Source organism: Nonomuraea longispora (assembly GCF_004348345.1).
Taxonomy (GTDB): domain Bacteria; phylum Actinomycetota; class Actinomycetes; order Streptosporangiales; family Streptosporangiaceae; genus Nonomuraea; species Nonomuraea longispora.
Genome location: NZ_SMJZ01000086.1, coordinates 13,471 through 33,181, shown reverse-complemented (window position 1 = coordinate 33,181; position 19,711 = coordinate 13,471). Strand labels below are relative to the sequence as shown.

The window sequence follows — 19,711 nt, the reverse complement described above, 5'->3', positions numbered from 1 at the left end:
GGCCCGGTTCCCTCGGCGGTGTCCGAGAGGCGGAAGCGCCACAGGCCGTTGAGCGTCAGGCGCGGCGCGTCGGAGACGAAGTCCGCGCGCGGAGCCCGCCGCCCGGAGCCCGGCCCGGGGTCCTCGTGAAAGTCGACCATCCGAACGTCCCTCCGGTGAGACAAAACGTTTTAACCCTATACGCGACGTTCCCACGACACCATCCCTCTCTCACCTCGGGTGATCCACCGCACCACCAGGCGCCACAGGAAACGGGACAGCGATGAAGCGCCCACCGTGCATTGACATGAGGACGTGAATAGATATATCATCTGATAAAACGTTTTAAGATCGCCAAAGGTCCGTCACGTCACGGGGAGCCCATGACGCCACCGCCCCCCAGCCCCGGCATCCGGTTCGGCACCGCCTACTACCCCGAATACCAGCGCTCCCCCGATCCCGAACGCGATCTCGGCCTGATGGCACAGGCGAAGATCGACACCATCCGCGTCGGCGAGTCCGTCTGGTCCACCTGGGAGCCCCGCGACGGCGAATTCGACCTCGACTGGCTGACGCCCGTCCTGGACGCGGCCCACGAGCGCGGCATCGGCGTGCTCCTGGGCACCCCGACGTACGCCGTCCCGCCCTGGCTGCAGCGCAAGCATCCCGAGCTGGCCGTCGTGCGGGCCGGCGGGGTTCGCGTCCCCTGGGGCGCGCGCCAGGAGGCCGACTTCACCTCGCCGGTCTTCCTGCGCCACGCCGAGCGCGTCATCCGCGCCGTCGTCGGGCGCCACGGCGGCCACCCCGCCGTCATCGGGATCCAGCTCGACAACGAGCCGGGGCTGCACCTCATCCACAACGAGCCGGTCTTCGAGCGCTTCACGGCCTGGCTCGCCGAGCGGTACGGCGACGTCGGACGGCTGAACGAGGAGTGGGGGCTGGCGTACTGGTCACACCGACTGGGCGACTGGGCCGAACTGTGGCGCCCCGACGGCAACACCACCCCGTCGTACGACCTCGCGTGGCGGCGCTTCCAGGCCGAGCTGACCACCCGGTTCATCGCCTGGCAGGCCGAGCTCGTACGCGAGCTGGTGCCCGGCGACCGCGTCCTCACCACGTGCCTGGCCTACCAGCGGCCGGCCCTCGACGACGTACGGCTGTCCGAGCACCTGACCGTCACCAGCGGGAACGCCTACTACCTGGCGCAGGACGCGCTGATCCGGGACGCCGAGGACCGGCCCGCCGAGCTCGGCTGGTTCGCCTCCGGTCCCGACGCGCTGTTCCGGGCGGCCGACCGCATGTACGGCTCCAAGCAGCGCCGCTTCTGGGTGACCGAGACGAACGCGACGTCGATCGCCGGATCGCAGCTCAACCTCACCCCCTACGACGGCCAGCTGCGACAGGCGGCCTGGGCGCTGGTCGCGCGCGGCGCGGAGATGATCTCGTACTGGCACTGGAACACGCTGCACGACGGCGCCGAGACGTACTGGGGCGGCATCCTCGGGCACGCCATGACGCCGGGCCGGATCCACGACGAGATCGCGGCGCTGGGCGCGGAGCTCGACCGGGCGGGCGACGACCTGGCCGGGCTCACCCCCGACGCCGACGTCGGGTTCGTCTGCTCCCCCGACAGCAGGTGGGCGCTGGCGTTCCAGCCGCCGCTCACCCTCGACGGACGCGACCCCGACCGCGACTCCTACGAGCGCATCGTCGCGGCGTTCTACCAGGGGGCGAGCGACGCGGGGATGCAGGCGGGCTTCGTGACGCCGGAGCAGTTCGGCGCCCGGCGCTTCCCCGTCGTGGTGGCGCCCGCGCTCTACTGCCTGTCCGCCGCGACGGCCGGCGCGCTGACCGCGTACGCGCGCGACGGCGGGCATCTGGTGCTGACCTTCCGCACCGGGTACGCCGACGAGGAGGCACGGGCGCGGGCCGAGGTAGCGCCGGGACCGCTGCGCGAGGCGGCTGGGGTGCGCTACCTGGAGTACTCGACGCTGCCCGGCCCCGTCCCCGTGCGCGGGCTCGGGACGCACGGCGATAACCGGCACTGGGCCCGCCACTGGGCGGACGCGCTGGAGCCGGAGGGGGCCGAGGTGCTGGCCCGCTACGACCACCACCACTTCGGCCGCTGGCCCGCCGTCACCGAGCACCGCGTCGGGCGCGGCACGGTGACCTACGTCGGCACCCTGCCCGGCAGGGAACTGGCGGCGGCGCTGTTCCGCCGGGTCGCCGCACGAGCCGCCGAGGCGGATCGGCGACCCGCCCCCGTACCGGACGCCACGGAGGCGCGCGGGCGGCCCTCCGCCGCGCTGGTCGACGCAGGCGGGCAGCCGCAGGTCACCGTGCGCTCCGCGGTGAACGCGCGCGGGCAGCGCCTCTGGTTCGTGCACAACTGGTCCGACCGCGAGCACGCGGCGACCGTGACCCGGCCGGCCGTCGAGATCACCGGCCCGCGGCGGCCCCTCGGCCCGGGCCCGCTCCGGCTGGCCCCCTTCGACGTACGGGTGATCACGTGAGCGGTTTCCAGCCGGACTGGCGGTCGTTGCGCCGGCACAGCGTGCCGGCGTGGTTCGGCGAGGCGAAGTTCGGCATCTGGTCGCACTGGGGCCCTCAGTCCGTGGCCCGCTCGGGCGACTGGTACGCCCGCCACCTCTACGGCACGCAACCCTGGTCGGAGCCGTGGGAGCGGGTACGGGCCGGCCGCCAGCACGCGCACCACCGGGCCCACTTCGGCAAGGGCGGGGCCAAGGACCTGTTCCGCCGCTGGCGTGCCGAACGTTTCGACCCCGACGAGCTCATCGACCTGTACGTCTCCAGCGGCGCCCGCTACTTCGTCGCCCTGGCCACCCACTGCGACAACTTCGACCTTTGGGACTCCCGGCAGCACGACTGGACCGCCGTCCGGGTCGGCCCGAAGCGCGACATCGTGGGCGCGTGGGAGCGGGCGGCCCGCGCGGCCGGGCTGCCGTTCGGCCTCAGCTTCCACCACAACTGGACGTGGCGCTGGCTCGACGTGGCGCACTGCCGCGACCCCGAGACGGGCGAGCCGTACGACGGGGCGCTGACCAGGGCCGACGGGGCCGGCACCTGGTGGGAGGGCCTCGACCCGGCGACCCTCTACCCGCCGCGGCACGAGCCGGGAGCCCGGCCGCCCGCGCACGTCGCCGAGCGTTTCTACGCTCGCGTCGGCGAGGCGCTCGACCGCTACCGTCCCGACCTGGTCTACCTCGACGACGGCCGGCTGCCGTTCGACGCGGGCAGCGTGGTGGAGTCGGAGCCGGTCAGCTCGGCCGGGCTGGAGCTGCTGGCCCGCTACTACGACACGTGCCCGACCGGCGGCATCGTGACGATCAAGGACGTGCCCGAGGCCGACCGCACCGCGGTGGTCCTCGACTGCGAGCGCCGCCAGCTCGACGAGGCCCAGCCCCATCCGTGGCAGTTCGACACCAGCGACGGCGAGTGGTTCGACTGCGCCGACGACGGCCCGATGTTCCACCCGCGCAAGACCCCGCAGCAGATCATCCACACGCTGATCGACGTGGTCAGCAAGAACGGCTGCCTGCTGCTGAACATCCCGCAGCACGCCGACGGCACCGTGGACGCCCGCTCCCGCGCGCTGCTGGCCGAGGTGGGCGGCTGGCTGCGGGTCTGCGGCGAGGGCGTCCACGGCACGACGCCCTGGCTGCGCGCGGGCGAGGGCCCGACGGGGCTGGGCGAGGTCAAGGGGTACGAAGGGTACAACGAGGCCGAGCGCGCGTACCGGCCGGACGACATCCGCTTCACCCGCAAGGGGGAGGCCGTGTACGCCACCCTCCTGGCCTGGCCGCAGGACCGCACGGCCAGGATCGCGAGCCTGGGCGCCGCCGCGGGCCTGCTGGAGCGTCGCCCCGCCGCCGTCGAGCTGCTCGGCCACGGTCCCGTCGGCTGGCGGCTGGCCCCCGAGGCGCTCTACGCCGACCTGCCGCCCGAGCCGCCCACCACGGCCGCGTACATGATCAGAATCACCTGAGGAGTCCCTGTCTTGGTGAGCAACCTGCGAACGTGCGACCTGACCGACCCCCTCGGCATCGAGACCACCAGGCCCCGTCTGAGCTGGCGACTGACCGGCGCGCTCGCGCAGACCGGCTACCACCTGCAGGCGGGCTCCGCCGAGGGCGCCGCCGACCTGTGGGACAGCGGCGAGGTCGAGTCCGCGGAGCAGCGCGTGACGTACGGCGGGGCCCCGCCGGCGAGCCGGGCCGTCGTGCACTGGCGGGTACGCATCCGCGACGCCGGCGGCGCGTGGTCCGCGTGGAGCCGGGGCGCGCGGTTCGAGATGGGCCTGCTGGACGCCGGCGACTGGACGGCCTCCTGGATCACCCACCCCGGCTGGCACGCTCCCGGCGACCCGCGCGCCGGCGAGGGCCTCGCGCTGCCGCTGCTGGCCGGCGAGTTCACCGTGACGGGTCCGGTCGCGCGGGCCCGGCTGCACGTCGCGGGGATGGGCGTCTACGTGGCGTCGGTGAACGGCCGGCCGGTGACGGACGCCGTGCTGGAGCCGGCGTACACCGACTTCACCCGGCGGGTGGCGTACGCGACGCACGACGTGACGGCGCTGCTGCGCGAGGGCGCGAACGCGGTCGGGATCACGCTCGGCCCCGGCATCGCGCACGTGTACCCGCACCAGGACCGCTACATGAAGTTCTACGGCTCGAAGGGCGCGCCGAAGGCGATCGCGCAGCTTGAGGTCACTCACACCGACGGCTCGTCGCGCACGTTCGGCACCGGGCCCGGCTGGCTGGCCACCGACGGCCCCACGACGCGCTCGCACTGGTTCGGCGGCGAGGACCACGACGCCCGCCTGACCGTCGACGGGTGGGACGCCCCCGGCGCGGACCGCTCGGGCTGGCGGCCGGTGACCGTGCCGGACGCCCCGGCCGTCGCGCTCCGGGCGCGCGCCTGCCCGCCCATCCGGGTCACGGAGACGCTGCCCGCCGTCGAGAAGCTGGTCGCCAAGGACGGCACGGCGGTGTTCGACGTCGGCACGGTCGTCGCCGGCTGGGCCGAACTCCGGCTCGACCTCCCGGCAGGGCGCTTCCTGCGGCTGCTGCCCGGCGACCAGCTCGACGACTTCGGCCGCGTCATCCAGTCGAAGCCCACGACGGGCGCTCCGATCTTCAACACGTACGTCACCAAGGAAGGCCCGCAGACCTGGCATCCGAGCTTCCGCTACGACGGCTTCCGCTACGTCGAGGTGCAGGGCCTGCCCGGGCACGTCGGCCCCGAGGCTGTGACGGCGCTCGTGCTGCGCGCGGACAACACGCCCGCCGGGGTGTTCGAGACATCCGACCCGCTGGTGAACGACATCCACAAGATCATCGACCGTGCGGTGCGCGGCAACATGTACAGCGTCCTGACCGACTGCCCGCACCGGGAGAAGCTGGGCTGGCTGGAGCAGACCCACCTGCTCTTCGACGTCGTGGCCTACAACTACGACGTCGCCGCCTACTACCGCGAGCTGCTGGTCACGATGGCCGAGGCGCAGACCCCGGACGGGCTGGTGCCGGACATCGCGCCCGAGTACGTCGTGTTCGACGGCCCCTTCAGGGACGACCCCAACTGGGGCGGCGCACTGGTGCGCCTGCCGTGGCAGCTCTACCGCTGGTACGGCGACACCTCGGCGATGGAGCGGCACTACGACGGAATGCGCCGCTACGTGGACTACCTCACCGGGCGGGCGGAGGACGGCGTACTCGGCCACGGGCTCGGCGACTGGCTCGCCCCCGACCCGGCCACGCCCGTGCCGCTGGTGTCGACGTGGGGCTACTGGCGGGCCACGCGCACGATGGCGCGGGTCGCCGGCGTGCTCGGCCGCGGCGACGACGCCGCACGGTACGGCGCGCTGACGGAGCACATCTCGGCGGCGTTCGCGGGCACGTTCCCCAGGGCGTTCTCCGGCGGGTCCGGCGGGTCCGGCGGGTCCGGCGAGGGCACGCAGGCGTCGGAGATCCTGGCGCTCGACATGGGCGTCGTACCCGGCGACCTCGTGCCCCACGTGCTCGACCGGGTGAGCGAGGCCGTGCGCGGCGGCGGCATCACGGTCGGCGAGGTCGTGCTGCCCGCGCTGTTCCGGGTGTTGTCCCGCGCGGGACGGCACGACGCGCTGTGGCAGTTCGCCGTCTCGACCGGCAACCCGAGCTACGGCTACCAGGTCAGGCACGGCGCCACGGCGCTCACCGAGGCGTGGGACGGTCCGACGCGCGGGCTGTCGCAGAACCACTACATGCTCGGCGCGATCGACTCCTGGTTCTACCGGGGGCTCGGCGGCATCGGGCAGGCCCCGGGCTCCACCGGCTTCCGCAGGCTGCTGATCGAGCCCGCCGCGCCCGGCGGCCTGGAGGCGGTGCGGGCGGGCACCACGACGCCGTACGGGAGGGTCGCGGTGTCGTGGGAGCGGCGCGACGGCGGGTTCGCGCTCGACGTGGAGGTCCCGCCCGGCTCGTCGGCCGAGGTGCGGCTGCCGGACCTCGGCCTGCCCCCGCACGCCGCCCCTGAAGGGGCCGTCGCGCTCGGCGAGCGCGCCTTCGACGTGCCCGCCGGGCACTGGACGTTCGAGGCGGGCCGATGAGCGGGCCGATGAGCGCGTACGACCCGGCGCGGGTCCGGACCCCGCACAAGGCCGGGCGGCTGCTGGTGGGGCCGTCGCGAAAGCCCGGCCGCTTCGACAGCCTCTTCGTGGACTGCCCGTTCGTCTGCTCCGACGGCGGCGACTACCTGATGACGTACGTCGGCTTCGACGGCACGGGCTACCAGACCGCGCTGAGTCGCTCACCGGACCTGGAGTCGTGGAGCCCCGGCGAACTGATCCTGCCGCGCGACCCGGGCCACCCCCACCGGCGCTACAACGCGGCGCTCACGTCGATCGTGCGCGACAACCGGCTCGGATCCGCGGGTCAGGTGACCTGGCTGGACGGCCGGGCGTACGCCACCTACCACGCCTACCCGGAGTCGGGCATGGAAGTGGGCGCAGGCGTCATCGGCTTCCTCTCCAGCGACGACCTGCAGACCTGGGAGGACACCGGCTCGGTGCTGCGACCGCAGGACGGCGGCGCCTGGGAGCGCGGCGGCCTGTACAAGTCGTGGCTGCTGCGCCACGACGGCCTCTACTACTGCTTCTACAACGCCAAGAACCGCACCTACGACGGCTGGCGCGAGCAGATCGGCTACGCCGTCTCCCCCGACCTCGAACGCTGGGAGCGGCCCTGCCCCGGCCCGGTCGTGCCGCACGGCGGCGAGGGGGCGTTCGACGAACGGTTCGCCTCCGACCCTTGCGTGCTGCGCGACGGCGACTGGTGGGTGATGTTCTACTTCGGGCTCTCCTTCGACGGGCACGCCCGCGAGAGCTACGCGGTCTCCCGTGACCTGCGCACCTGGCGCAAGAGCGGCGAGATCCTCGTCGACGTGGGGCCGCCGGGGTCGGTGGATGACACGTACGCGCACAAGCCCGCGGTCGTCTCGCGGGACGGCAGGCCCCACCACTTCTACACGGCGGTGCGGCGCTGCGCGCCGTACCAGGTCGGCGAGCACACCCAGGTGGAGATGCGGGGCATCTCGATGGCCCGCGGCTGAGGGAAGAACGATGAGGATCAGCGGGCGAACGTTCATCCAGGGCATCACGCTGACCGGAGTCGAAGGCTGAGGCCCCGATCGCAGACGGAGGACATCGATGGACCAGTTACGCAGAAGGCTGCTGGCCGGCGCCGTGGGCGGCGTTCTGGCCGCCGGGGTGGCCGGCCGGGCGGAGGCCAGGGTGGCCGGCGGCGCGGACACCGGGGTGGCGGGCCGCGCGGAGGCGGACGCCGCAGCGGCGTGGAGCCGGGTGCCGCGGATCAGGCGGCGCATCAGAGCGCCGCGCTTCCCCCGCCGCACCTTCCCGATCACCGATCACGGGGCCGCCGGCGACGGGAGCACCATGTGCACCCAGGCCTTCCGCGACGCGATCGCGGCCTGCTCGGCGGCCGGCGGCGGGCGGGTGCTGGTGCCGGCGGGCACGTACCTGACGGGGGCGATCCACCTGGCCGACGACGTCGAACTGCATCTGGAGGCCGGGGCCACGATCAGGTTCAGCCGCGACCCGGCCGACTACCTGCCCGTCGTGCACACCCGGTACGAGGGCATCGAGCTGATGAACTACTCCCCGTTCGTCTACGCCCGCGGCAGGACCAACGTGGCGATCACCGGCGACGGCGTCATCGACGGCCAGGCCGACGCCGGGCACTGGTGGGACTGGTCGAGCGACCCTCCCCCCACGGAGGGCCCGGACAAGAAGCTGCTCGCGAGCATGGCCGAGGAGGGCGTGCCCGTCGAGGAGCGGGTGTTCGGTGAGGGACACCACCTGCGGCCCAACCTGATCCAGCTGTACGAGTGCCGCAACGTGCTCATCGAGGGCGTCACCGTCAAGGACTCCCCCATGTGGAACATCCACCCGGTCCTGTGCACGAACGTGACCGTCCGCCGCGTCACCGTGGACAGCCCGCACGGCCCGAACAACGACGGCTGTGACCCCGAGTCGTGCGTGGACGTGCTCATCGAGCGGTGCGAGTTCAACACGGGCGACGACTGCGTGGCGATCAAGGCAGGCAAGAACGCCGACGGCCGAAGGCTGGACGCGCCGTCCGCGAACGTGCTCGTGGACTCGTGCGTGATGCGCGACGGCAACGGCGGGGTGACCATCGGCAGCGAGACCACCGGCGGCGTGAGCTGGGTGTTCGCGTGGAACTGCACGATGAGCAGCCCCCGCCTGGAACGGGCGGTGCGCGTCAAGACCAACCCCGAGCGCGGCGGGTACGTCAGGGACGTCTACGTCAAGGACGTCACCGTGGAGCAGGCGGCCGACGCGGTCATCGAGGTGGCGCTCAACTACGAGAACAAGCACACCGGCCCCTACTTCCCCGACGTGGGCCGGATCGACATCCGGCGGCTGCGGGCCGGGCGGGCGCCGAGGGCGTTCGCGCTCATCGGCAACCCGGGCAACCCGGTCCGGGGGCTGCGGGTGACGAGCAGCGTGTTCGAGGAGATGGCGGAGGACGACGTGGTGACCGACGTGACCGGCCTCGTGCTGCGCAACGTGTGGGTCAACGGCCGGCGCGTCTGACGACGGCCCCATGAGCGGGACCCGCCTGCTCATGGGGCCTGCTGATGACGCCGTGGCTTTCAGGGCGCCTGAGGCCCGGCGATCCCGGCGGAGTTCGTCCCGATGCCCGCGGAGGAGCCGAGGGAAGGACCGGCGTCGGGACCGCGGCCGAGGAGCAGCACGCCGAGCCAGATGAGCGCCATGCCCACCGCCACCAGCGCCGCGTCCCGGCCCGTCTGGAACGTCGCCACCGCCATCACGGCCACCCCGACGACGGTGACGCCGGCGCCCACGAAGGTGACCCGGCGCAGCGCGGCCAGGATGAGGGCCAGCGCCACGAGGGCGGCGAAGAACAGGGTCGCGCCCGCCGAGTAGACCAGCGTCTCCACCCCGGGATACCCCTTCACCCGCTCGAACAGCGCCCGCATGGCGGCGCCGTCCACAGCCGTGAAGCCGGCGTACAGGTCGATGGCCAGTTGGACGACGTTGGCGGCGACGCCGATCATGGCCGCTCCCACGGCCGCGTCCACCGCCACCCGCCACCCGCCCGTCACGGGCCCGGCCACGCCCCGCAACGCCGCCGTCATGACGCCGAACATCACGAAGCCGGCCAGCCAGACCGCGTGCGCGGCCGTCCACCACGGGCCGGGCACGAGGTCGCCGTCGATGGGACGCATGAGGAGCCAGCCGCCGAGCAGGGCGGCCGGCCCGGCGGTGAAGGAGGCCTGGGCCAGGCGGTTCGCGGGGTTCATGAGGATCACGATGCCCCTTCCCGCCTGGCCGGCCCATCAGTGATCGTCCCTGATTTCACCCTGGACCCACCTCAGGGGCGGGCTCAGGAGAAGTAGCGCAGCCAGACGTACAGCCATGCCATCGCCGTGCTGAGGATGGTGACGACGATGCCGTACCGGGTGAACTGCCAGAAACTGATCTTGTGTCCGGTGCGGGCGGCGATCCCGATGGCGACCACGTTGGCGCTGGCGGCGACGGCGGTGCCGTTGCCGCCGAAGTCGGCGCCGAGGGCGAACGCCCACCACAGGGCCTGGCCGGTCGCCGGGTCGGGCACCTGCGCGACGACGCCCTCCACGATGGGCGCCATCGTGGCGACGTACGGGATGTTGTCGAAGAAGGCGCCCAGGGCGCTGGAGCCGAACAGCAGCGACGTGGCGGCGAGGAAGTAGTTGTCGCCCAGCACGCCCACGGCCCAGGCGCCGATCGACTCGATCACGCCCGTGTGGACGAGCCCCGCGACCATGACGAACAGGCCCATGAAGAACATCAGCGTGGGCCACTCGACCTCGCTCAGCACGTCGTGCACGTTCGAGCGGGACACCAGCAGCATCACCCCGGCGCCCACCAGGGCGACGATCGACGGCTCGATGTGCACCACGGCGTGCAGCCCGAACGCGACGACGACGGCGGCGAGCACCGCCATGCACCGGGCGAGCAGCCGGGGGTCGGTGATGGCCCGCCGCTCCTGCAGCGCCATGACCTCGGCGACGTGCTCCTCGTTGTACTGGAACGACTTGCGGAACAACAGCCGCGTGAACAGCACGAACACCGCAAAGGTGATCACCACGATGGGCGCCATGTGCACGAGGAAGTCGTTGAAGGTCAGGCCGGCGCGGCTGCCGATGATGATGTTGGGCGGATCGCCGATGAGCGTCGCCGCGCCACCGATGTTGGACGCGAGGACCTCCGCGATGATGTACGGCTGCGCGGGGATGTGCAGCCGGTTGCACACCACCACGGTGACCGGCGCGACCAGCATGATCGTGGTGACGTTGTCGAGGAAGGGCGAGGCCACCGCGGTGATGACCATCAGCATGACCATGAGCCGGTAGGGCCGGCCGCGCGACCGCTTGGCGGCCCAGATCCCGAGATAGTCGAACAGCCCCGTCTGCTTGATGATCCCAACGATGATCATCATGCCGAACAACAGGAAGATGACGTTCCAGTCGATGCCCTCGTGCTCGGAGAAGAACACGCCGGCGCCGGGGATGAGGCCGGTCACGGCCATCAGCCCGGCGGCGATGAGCACCACCTTGACTTTGTCGACCTTCTCGGTGGCGATGAAGAAGTACGCCACCGTGAAGATCCCGAGCGCGAAGAAGGCGCTCATCCGTCATGCCCTGGCGGCACGGCCTGGTCGCAGGCGGTTGTTTCTGGCGCCTGACATGACGGTGTCAAGGAGTGCTGGCAGAACATGGTGTGTGCCTCCGAGGGTTGAACACGAAACGTGAGCACGCGACAGCGGGACGTGGCCTGTGGCACACGCCCGGTGGAGAGGGGGTCGGGTGGTTCGGGCTGTCAGTCGCCCGGGTCGGAGAGTGCGGGGCTGGTGAGCAGCCGCTCCAGGGTGATGGCCCCCGTGAGCGTGCGGTCGGCTGCGACGACGGCGATGGTCAGACCGGGCATCCGGGCCGGCGCCATGAGCCGCACGGCTTTCGCGACCGGGTCGCGGACCGTTACGGTCGGCAGGTTCACGGCGATGGCGCCGGCTCGCATGGCATCTTCCCGTTCGGGGGCGCGACCGGGCAGTCCCGGCGGGGTCACGGCGTCAATGCCGGTCGTGGTGTGGTGCATATCGCTGACTCCAATCCGGCTTCGCCTCAGTTTTGTCGCCGGGCCGTTCCCGTCACCATCGGGTCTGGCACCCATATGCGCCGGGGCAGAACGTGTAGCACCGGGCGTGACAATTGGTAGGCGGGCCGGATGGACAGTGGCCCCAGGAGACAAGCAGGCTGGTGAGATGGACCACCACGCCGAGCCGAGCCTCGTCACTGCGAGGCTGGGAAGATGACCGAGCGTACCGACCGGCAGGCGGCCATGGCCACGCCGCGCCCGCCCGCGCAGGCGCTGTTCCGACGGCTTTTCGTGATCAACGGGCTGGTGTACGCGGTGGGGACGCTGGTGCTGGCGGTCTCGCCGGCCACCGTGTCGTCGCCCGTCGTGCTGGCCGAGGTGCCGGTGCTGGTCGTGGGGCTGACGCTGATGCTGGCCGCCAACGGTTTGCTGCTGCGTCGCAGCCTGGAGCCGCTCGACGCGCTGACCACGCTCATGAAGCGGGTCGACCTGCTGCGCACCGGCGACCGGCTGGCCGGCAGCGGCAACAGCGACCTGGCCCACCTGATCGACACGTTCAACGCGATGCTCGACCGGCTGGAGGCCGAGCGCAGCGCGAGCAGCGCGCACGCGCTGGCCGCCCAGGAGGGCGAGCGTCAGCGCATCGCCCGCGAGTTGCACGACGAGATAGGCCAGAGCCTGACCGTGGTGCTGCTGGGACTCAAGCGGGTGGTCGACCGCGCCCCCTCCGGGCTCAAGGACGAGTTGCGCGACGTCCAGGAGAGCGTACGCGCCAGCCTCGACGAGGTGCGCCAGGTCGCCCGCAGGCTGCGCCCCGGCGTGCTGGAGGACCTCGGCCTGCACGCCGCGCTGAGCGCGTTGAGCAGCGACCTCTCACAGAGGAGCGGCACCAGGGTGACCCGCGCGATCGATCCGGACCTACCCGATCTGGGGACTGACGTGGAGCTCGTCCTCTACCGGATCGCCCAGGAGAGCCTCACGAACATCGCCAGGCACGCCGCTGCCACCCGCGCCGAGCTCTCCCTGACCACGGACGGTCGCAGGCTGGCCCTGCGCATCACCGACAATGGCCGGGGAGGCGTGTCCCGGGAGGGTGCCGGGATCCGGGGCATGCGCGAGCGGGCCCTGCTCGTAGGCGCCCGTCTCGTCATCGACTCCCCGCCAGGCGAGGGCACGTGCGTGCGCCTGGTCGTCCCGGACATCGTGAATCGGAGCCTCCACCCGTGAACAAGACCCGGATCCTGCTGGCCGACGACCACTCCCTGGTCCGCCAGGGATTGCGGCTGATCCTCAACGCCGAGCCCGACCTGGAGGTGGTCGCCGAGGCCGCCGACGGCGCCGAAGCGGTTACCGCGGCCTCGGACGACGCGGTCGACCTGGCCATTCTCGACATCGCGATGCCGCGCATGACGGGCCTGCAGGCGGCCCGCGAGATCTCCAGGCGCGCGCCCGGCATCCGCATCCTCATCCTGTCGATGTACGACAACGAGCAGTACTTCTTCGAGGCGCTCAAGGTCGGCGCCTCGGGCTACGTGCTCAAGTCGGCCGCGGACCAGGACCTTCTGGAGGCCTGCCGGGCCACGATGCGCGGCGAGCCGTTCCTCTACCCCGGCGCGGTCACCGCGCTCATCCGCGACTACCTGCAGCGTGACCGCGAGGGTGAGCGCATGCCCGAGAGCATCCTGACACCCAGGGAGGAGGAGATCGTCAAGCTGATCGCCGAGGGCAACTCGGCGAAGGACATCGCCGAGACGCTGGTCATCAGCGTGAAGACCGTCGACAGGCACCGCGCGAACATCCTGCAGAAGCTCGGCATGCGCGACCGGCTGGAGCTGACCCGCTACGCCATCCGCGCCGGCCTCGTCGAACCCTGACGGCGCGCGCCGGGGGTCGTGGCGCGTCACTGCGGCGGGCTTTCCCCGAGAGGTGAGCGTCAGGCGGGATGAGCGTCGAACAGGGCGGCGGCCCGCTCGACCAGCATGGAGCGCCCCTTGAGCTCGGCGGCCGTCCCGGGGCCGACGATGCCGTCCTGCCCGGGCAGTTGCCCGGCGCCGCGCTCAGGTCCGAGCGGGACGAGGATCATGGCCGGGTGCCTCTCGTAGGCGGACGGCGAACCCTCACCGGTGATCGCCGTACGGAGGTTCGCCGCCAGCAGCTCGCCCTGCGCGCCGGCGAACGCCGCCATGTCGCGGTCGGCGTCGGCGATGTCGCCGATCGCGAAGACCCGCTCGTGGCCCCGGACGCGCAGGTGCTCGTCCACCCGCACGTATCCGCGCTCGTCACGGGCGAGCGCGAGTGAGCCGCGCAGGTAGTCCGTACGCGGCGTCGCGCCGAAGCAGCGGAACCAGATGTCGGCGGTCAGCTTCTCCCCCACCTCGGTGGCGATGGCGACGGGCGCGGCGGCGGCGGGAGGCGCCCCCGGGAGCTCGCGCAGCCTGCTTCCGAGCTTGAGCTCGATACCGATCGCGTCCAGCTGTTTGCGCAGCTCGTCGCGGAGCTCCTGGTCGAACGGGCCCGGCAGGATGTCGGGCGCCGCGTCGGCGACGGTCACGTGCTTGCCGGGGAAGAACGCCTTGATCTCCCCCGCGAGTTCGAGACCGGCCGGGCCGGCGCCGATCAGCAGCACGCGCTCCGCGCCGCGCAGGGCCTCGTGCGCGTTCCGCACCCGGGCCTTGGCCGCCTCGGTGCCGGGCTCGTCCATCTTGGCGGGGAACGGGTACGACGTGCCCGTCGCGAGGACCAGATAGTCGGGTTCGAGGACACGGCCCGAGGCGAGCGTCACCCGGCGGCCGTCCGCCTCCACGGCTCGATCGCGCAGGTATCGCCCGTGGACCAGCAGGCGGCTGTAGGGAATGAAGATCTGGTCCAGCCACTGCGGCTCGACCAGCGCCCGCCATGACGCCACGTTGTGCACGAACGACTCCGACGGGTCCACGAGGGTCACCTCGGCCACGTCGTCGAGCAGCTTGGCCACCTTGTGACCGCCGTAGCCACCGCCGAGGACCACGACGCTCGGGCGCGTAACAGCGCTCTCCACCATCACCATCTCCTTGATCGGAAGTTGCTCTGACTTGAGATGTGGCTACACTAAACATACTTGCTAGGAAAATCAAAGCAGCACTGCGTGCGCTAGTTTGGAGGCATGGGGACGGCATCTACGCATGACACGCACGCGTGCGTCCGCAGCGACGCCGCGCTGACCCGCGCGTTCACGATTCTCGGCAAACGATGGAGCGCCGTCGTGCTCGGCAGCCTGCGTAGCGGCCCCGCCGGGTTCCGCGAGCTGTCACGGGCGATCGACGGCCTCAGCGACTCGGTGCTGTCCGACCGGCTGTCCGAGCTGACCAAGGAGGGCCTGATCGCGCGCACCGTCGACGCGGGCCCGCCCGTCTCGGTCTCCTACGAGCTGACCGAGTGCGGCAAGGCGCTCATGCCCGCGCTGCACCAGATCTCCGAGTGGGCCGAGAAGCACCTGAGCTTCGAGGAGGGCTAGCCTCCACCCCCTGCGGGTACGGTGACCGGAGAGCCCCCAGTGTGAGGATGTGGTTCCCCGTGCTCTACCTCTTCGGCTTCGATCGGATCGGCGTAGCCGTGAGCGACATCTACTTCGTCGACCCCAACCCCGCCAAAGGCCAGGAAAGCGCCGAGCACGGCGTGCGCCTGGAGGTGCGCCGTCTCGAACCGGGCGAGCTGAAGGGGTCGATCTACTCCGCCAGGCCCATCACCATCGACCGGCCGATCTGGCGGGTCGACCTGCTGGAGTCGGTCGACGGCACGCCCGGCAGCTTCGACCGCACCCACCACCACCCCGGCACCAGCGGATGGGAGCCCGGTGAGCGGGTGTTCGAGCGGGAGTTGTCCGCCGAGCCACTGAAGTGGCTGGCCGAACGCCTCGCCGACCTCGAAGACGTTCTCGACCGGGCCGGGGCCGACCGTGACGAGGCGAGCCCCGCCGACGTGGCCGGGCTTCGCGAGCGCGCGCCGGAGATCGTGGAGACGGTCGGCCGGATGCTCGACGGCGTGCGCGCGGGCGACCTCGGCACCCCGCCCGGCGCCGAGCCGGCGACCAGCGTGCGCGCCAGCTGGCTCTAGGGAGGATCCACGCGGGCGAGGTGCGCGGCAGCGGTCAGGGGTGCTCGCCCGCGACGGGGCGGCGGTGCAGGAGGCCGAACCTGGCCCACATGGCCTCCGCCGCCTCGATGGAGGCCCCCGTACGCGCGGGGTCGACGGCGGCGAGCTGGGTGACCAGCGCCTGCGCCACCGCCATGCCGGCCGTCAGCGACGGGAAGAACGCCTCTCCCTCTGCGGGCACCATCACCACCTCCTCGGCCGCCTCGGCCAGGGCGGGGCTGGCCGCGTCCGTCACCGCGAACACCCGCACGCCACGTGAGCGGGCCACGTTGGCCGCCAGCACGGTGCTCTCGTACAACCGCCAGAAGCTGATCGCCACCAGCACGTCGCCGTGCCCGAGGGCGGCCACGGTGTTGGCCAGTTCGGCGTCGCCCAGCGTCACGGCCGTGACGGGGTAGCCCGCCAGGCGGGCGTTGTGCGCCAGCGCCAGCCCGACGGCGGCGTAGCTGCCGTCGGCCACGACCACGGTGCGGCGGGCGGCGGCGACGGCCTCGGCGATCGTGAGCAGCACCCCCTCGTCCATGCGCCGGTTGAGCAGCGCGAGGCTGTCGAGGTCGCGGCGGAGCGACCGGGCGCTGGGCGAGCCGTTGCCGCTGTGCTCGGCGGCGACCTGACCGGCGCTGAGCGAGGACAGGTAGCGGGCGCGCAGTTCCTGCTGGAGCGCGGGCCAGCCGGTGAAGCCGAGCGCCTGCGCCGTGCGCGTCACGGTCGCCACGTTGACCCCGGCCAGCTGGGCCAGCTCGCTGGCCGACCCGAACGATGCCCGGCGCGGCTGCGAGAGCAGCACCTCCAGCACGGCGGCGGCTTTGCCGCGCAGCCCGCGCTCGGACAGGCGTGAGCGCAGCCAGTCGTCGAAGCTGTCCGTAGCGCGCTCTGTCACGTGATCCTCTCCTCGCCGGAAATCATGCTACGTGTTCGCGCCGCCGCCGTTATGCAAAGAGTGTTGCAAGTCTTCCGTTTCGCACTATATGTTGCTTCGCGTCCGCCCTACTCGGCCACGACCTGGGGAGAGACCTGTCCCATGACCTTGTTGGCCCGCCTGGACCGACTCCCGCTGAGCCGCCCGCACTACCTCCTCCTGCTGATCGGCGGGCTCGGCTACACCTTCGACGGCATGGACAGCGCCGTCGTCGCGTTCCTCCTGCCGAGCGCGCAGGAGGCCTGGGGACTGTCCAACGGCCAGCTCGGCGTCATCGGGTCCGCCACGCCGTTCGGCTTCCTCTTCGGCGCGACGGCCGCGGGCCTGCTCGGCGACCGCATCGGCCGCAAGAAGGTGATGATGTACGCACTCGCCTTCTACGCCTTCTTCTCGGTGGTCGCCGCGTTCGCCCCCAACTACGAGGTGTTCCTCGGCGCGCGGGTGCTGGCAGGAGCGGGCGCCGGGGCCGAGAGCGCGATCATCGCGCCGTTCCTGTCAGAGTTCGTGCCGGCCAAGCGGCGCGGGTGGTTCATCGGGGCGCTGGCCGGGTTCTTCTCGTTCGGGTTCGTGCTGGCCGCGCTGATCGGGCGGTTCGTGGTGCCGACGGTCGACGAGGGCTGGCGGGTCGCGCAGGTGCTCACGGCGGTGCCCATCGTGATGCTGCTGTGGTGGCGGCGCTCCCTGCCCGAGTCGCCGCGCTTCCTGCTCCAGCAGGGCCGCGCCGCCGAGGCCGAGAGGATCGTCGCCGACCTGGAGCGCCGCGTCCAGCGCGCCACCGGCCTGCCGCTGCCGCCGGTGTCCGCCTCGGCCACCGCGCCCTCCGCGCAGACGCCCAAGGTCAACCTGTGGAGCGCGCTCAGGTTCCTGTGGAGCCCGGCCATGGCCCGGCGCACCGCGATCATCTGGCTGGTGTGGTTCGTGATCACGTTCTCGTACTACGGGTTCTTCTCCTGGATCCCCACGCTGCTCGTGCAGCGCGGCATCACGGTCACCAAGAGCTTCGAGTTCTCGATCATCATCTATCTGGCGCAGATCCCCGGCTACTTCTCCGCGGCCTGGTTGTCGGAACGGATCGACCGCAAGAACACCATCGCGCTCTACCTCTCCGGCGCGGCGGTCAGCGCGTTCTGGTTGTCGCAGATGGAGACCCCCGTCACCATCACGCTCGCCGGCGCGGTGTTGTCGTTCTTCCTCAACGGCACGTACGCGGGCGTCTACTCCTACACGCCCGAAGTGTTCCCCACCTGGATCCGGGCCACCGGCACCGGGCTGTCGAGCGCGTTCGGGCGGGTCGGCAGCATCCTCGCCCCCACGATCATCGGCCTGTCGGCCGCGACCCTGGGCTTCGGCGGCGTGTTCGGCCTGACCACGGCGGTGCTGGCGGCCGGGGTGATCTGCGTGCTCGTCTTCGGACTGGCCACGGCCGGCCGGTCGCTGGAAGAACTGACCGAACCCGCCAAGGAGGCGACCCCATGAACGGATTCCCCGAGCTGGAGAAGAGCATGCGGCGGGAGGTGGGCGCGCGGCTGTTCACGGTGCTCGCCTGGATCCCCGGTCGGCGCACGCTGCGCCGCGTTCACAGCAGCCACCCCGAGCAGTACCCGGTGGGGGGCGAGAAGAGCGTGGAGGTCGCCCAGGGCTGGCTGGCACAGTGCGTCGAGGGCGGGCAGCCGTACCACGCCGCCCGGTCGCTCGCCCCCTCCGCCGTGCCCGCCCTGCGCGCGGCCCTCCAGGGAGGTGGCGCATGAGCCTGCTGCTGCGCAACGGCCTGCTGCTCGACGTGACGACCGGCACGTACGCCGAGGCCGACCTGCGCTGCGCCGACGGCCGCATCGCCGAGACCGGCCACGGGCTGACCGCGCCCGACGGCACCCGCGTGCTCGACCTCGCGGGCGCGCACGTCGTTCCCGGCCTCATCGACGCCCACGTGCACGTCACTGCCTCCACCGCCGACCTCGGCTCCATCGGCTCCATGGCGCCGTCGTACGTAACCGCGCACAGCGCCCGCATCATGAGCGGCATGCTGGACCGCGGCTTCACCACGGTCCGCGACGCGTCCGGCGCGGACTTCGGACTCGCCGACGCCCAGGCGGAGGGGTTGGTCCGCGGCCCCAGGCTGCTGTTCTGCGGCAAAGGGCTGAGCCAGACCGGCGGCCACGCCGACTTCCGCGGCCGGGGCGAGCACCTGCGCGACGACCACCCGTGCTGCGCCGGCCTCGGCAGGGTGGCCGACGGCGCCGACGCGGTGCGCGCCGCCGCCCGCGACGAGCTGCGCAAGGGCGCTCACCACATCAAGGTCATGGCCTCCGGCGGCGTGGCCTCCCCCACCGACAGGATCGACTCGACCCAGTACTCGATGGACGAGCTGCGCGCCGCCGTCGAGGAGGCCGAGGCCGCCAACCGGTACGTCGCCGCCCACGCCTACACGGCGCGGGCCGTCAACCGGGCGCTGGAGGCGGGCATCCGCTCCATCGAGCACGGCAACCTGATCGACGACGTCAGCGTGGAGCTGTTCCTGCGGAACGACGCCTTCCTCGTGCCGACACTGGTGACGTACTGGGCGCTCAAGGAGGAGGGCCGCTCGTTCGGGCTGCCGGAGGGGAGCCTGCGCAAGGTCGACGAGGTGCTCGGCGCGGGGCTGGCCGCGCTGGAGCGCGCCGCCCGCGGCGGCGTGCGCCTGGTCTACGGCACCGACCTGCTCGGAGGCATGCACCGGCACCAGAACCACGAGTTCCGGCTGCGCTGCGAGGTGCAGCGGCCGATCGACGTGCTGCGTTCGGCCACGACGGTCGCGGCCGAGCTGGCCGGGCTGGCGGGCGAGATCGGCACGCTGGCCGCGGGCGCGCACGCCGACCTGCTGGTGCTCGACGCCGACCCGCTCGCCGACGCCGGCGTGCTGGCCGACCCGGGGCACATCCGCCACGTCGTGCAGGCGGGCGCGATCGCCTGACCCCGGCGCCCGGTGCGTACCGTGGGCAGGGTGACGA

General features: G+C 72.1%; 17 protein-coding genes. 12 read left to right on the top strand and 5 right to left on the bottom strand.

Features of this window, described 5'->3' with window-relative positions; translation table 11 throughout:
- The first annotated feature begins 362 nt into the window (after nt 1-362).
- The 5 genes from E1267_RS22480 to E1267_RS22460 all read left to right on the top strand — a co-directional run bounded on the left by E1267_RS22480 (nt 363) and on the right by E1267_RS22460 (nt 9,109).
- Entirely contained in the window at nt 363-2,492 is a 2,130-nt protein-coding gene (locus tag E1267_RS22480; RefSeq protein WP_132334589.1) for a beta-galactosidase, read from the top strand.
- Nucleotides 2,489-3,985 carry an alpha-L-fucosidase gene (locus E1267_RS22475; protein ID WP_132334587.1) on the top strand — a complete coding sequence of 499 codons (1,497 nt, stop codon included), beginning with the start codon at nt 2,489-2,491 and terminating at the stop codon, nt 3,983-3,985. Before E1267_RS22480 ends, E1267_RS22475 begins: the two co-directional genes overlap by 4 nt.
- A 15-nt stretch (nt 3,986-4,000) precedes the next feature.
- The gene (locus E1267_RS22470; RefSeq protein ID WP_132334585.1) at nt 4,001-6,583 is read left to right on the top strand and encodes a family 78 glycoside hydrolase catalytic domain; all 2,583 of its coding nucleotides are present in this window, start codon (nt 4,001-4,003) and stop codon (nt 6,581-6,583) included.
- On the top strand, nt 6,580-7,584 hold the full coding sequence (locus E1267_RS22465; protein WP_132334583.1) for a glycoside hydrolase family protein: 1,005 nt from the start codon (nt 6,580-6,582) through the stop codon (nt 7,582-7,584). The genes E1267_RS22470 and E1267_RS22465 overlap by 4 nt, the downstream gene beginning before the upstream one ends.
- A 97-nt stretch (nt 7,585-7,681) precedes the next feature.
- Nucleotides 7,682-9,109, top strand: coding sequence for a glycoside hydrolase family 28 protein (locus E1267_RS22460; protein WP_220449614.1), 1,428 nt, complete (start codon nt 7,682-7,684; stop codon nt 9,107-9,109).
- A gap of 59 nt (nt 9,110-9,168) precedes the next feature.
- Here the strand turns inward: E1267_RS22460 and E1267_RS22455 are convergent, their stop codons facing one another.
- From E1267_RS22455 to E1267_RS22445, 3 genes are all read right to left on the bottom strand, one after another.
- On the bottom strand, nt 9,169-9,840 hold the full coding sequence (locus E1267_RS22455; RefSeq protein ID WP_132334581.1) for a hypothetical protein: 672 nt from the start codon (nt 9,838-9,840) through the stop codon (nt 9,169-9,171).
- 83 nt (nt 9,841-9,923) lie between these two features.
- Nucleotides 9,924-11,210: an ArsB/NhaD family transporter gene (locus E1267_RS22450; protein ID WP_132334579.1), complete on the bottom strand. Its 1,287-nt coding sequence runs from the start codon at nt 11,208-11,210 to the stop codon at nt 9,924-9,926.
- Between the two features lie 188 nt (nt 11,211-11,398).
- Nucleotides 11,399-11,674, bottom strand: a complete 276-nt coding sequence (locus E1267_RS22445; protein WP_181957826.1) for a hypothetical protein — start codon at nt 11,672-11,674, stop codon at nt 11,399-11,401.
- A 213-nt stretch (nt 11,675-11,887) separates the two neighbouring features.
- Between E1267_RS22445 and E1267_RS22440 the strand changes: the two genes are divergently transcribed.
- Nucleotides 11,888-12,901, top strand: a complete 1,014-nt coding sequence (locus E1267_RS22440; protein ID WP_220449613.1) for a sensor histidine kinase — start codon at nt 11,888-11,890, stop codon at nt 12,899-12,901.
- Nucleotides 12,898-13,548: a response regulator gene (locus E1267_RS22435; protein WP_132334577.1), complete on the top strand. Its 651-nt coding sequence runs from the start codon at nt 12,898-12,900 to the stop codon at nt 13,546-13,548. Before E1267_RS22440 ends, E1267_RS22435 begins: the two co-directional genes overlap by 4 nt.
- Before the next feature lie 59 nt (nt 13,549-13,607).
- On the opposite strand, the gene E1267_RS22430 is transcribed toward E1267_RS22435, so the two are convergent.
- Nucleotides 13,608-14,714 (bottom strand): NAD(P)/FAD-dependent oxidoreductase, encoded by a 1,107-nt coding sequence (locus E1267_RS22430; protein ID WP_132334575.1) that lies wholly within the window; start codon nt 14,712-14,714, stop codon nt 13,608-13,610.
- Nucleotides 14,715-14,816: 102 nt separating this feature from the next.
- On the opposite strand from E1267_RS22430, the gene E1267_RS22425 reads away from it, so the two are divergent.
- Together E1267_RS22425 and E1267_RS22420 are read left to right on the top strand one after the other, a co-directional pair.
- The gene (locus E1267_RS22425) at nt 14,817-15,167 is read left to right on the top strand and encodes a winged helix-turn-helix transcriptional regulator (protein ID WP_132334573.1); all 351 of its coding nucleotides are present in this window, start codon (nt 14,817-14,819) and stop codon (nt 15,165-15,167) included.
- A 47-nt stretch (nt 15,168-15,214) separates the two neighbouring features.
- Nucleotides 15,215-15,766, top strand: a complete 552-nt coding sequence (locus E1267_RS22420; protein ID WP_246064136.1) for a hypothetical protein — start codon at nt 15,215-15,217, stop codon at nt 15,764-15,766.
- A 34-nt stretch (nt 15,767-15,800) separates the two neighbouring features.
- Here the strand turns inward: E1267_RS22420 and E1267_RS22415 are convergent, their stop codons facing one another.
- Entirely contained in the window at nt 15,801-16,685 is an 885-nt protein-coding gene (locus tag E1267_RS22415) for a MurR/RpiR family transcriptional regulator (RefSeq protein ID WP_132334571.1), read from the bottom strand.
- A gap of 141 nt (nt 16,686-16,826) precedes the next feature.
- Here E1267_RS22415 and E1267_RS22410 point away from each other — a divergent pair, with 141 nt between their 5' ends.
- Genes E1267_RS22410 through E1267_RS22400 form a run of 3 tightly spaced genes read left to right on the top strand, consistent with a single transcriptional unit; the run spans nt 16,827 to nt 19,674 of the window.
- On the top strand, nt 16,827-18,200 hold the full coding sequence (locus E1267_RS22410; protein WP_132334569.1) for an MFS transporter: 1,374 nt from the start codon (nt 16,827-16,829) through the stop codon (nt 18,198-18,200).
- Nucleotides 18,197-18,472 carry a hypothetical protein gene (locus E1267_RS22405; RefSeq protein WP_132334567.1) on the top strand — a complete coding sequence of 92 codons (276 nt, stop codon included), beginning with the start codon at nt 18,197-18,199 and terminating at the stop codon, nt 18,470-18,472. The genes E1267_RS22410 and E1267_RS22405 overlap by 4 nt, the downstream gene beginning before the upstream one ends.
- The gene (locus tag E1267_RS22400) at nt 18,469-19,674 is read left to right on the top strand and encodes a metal-dependent hydrolase family protein (RefSeq protein WP_132334565.1); all 1,206 of its coding nucleotides are present in this window, start codon (nt 18,469-18,471) and stop codon (nt 19,672-19,674) included. The genes E1267_RS22405 and E1267_RS22400 overlap by 4 nt, the downstream gene beginning before the upstream one ends.
- Nucleotides 19,675-19,711: the final 37 nt, after the last annotated feature.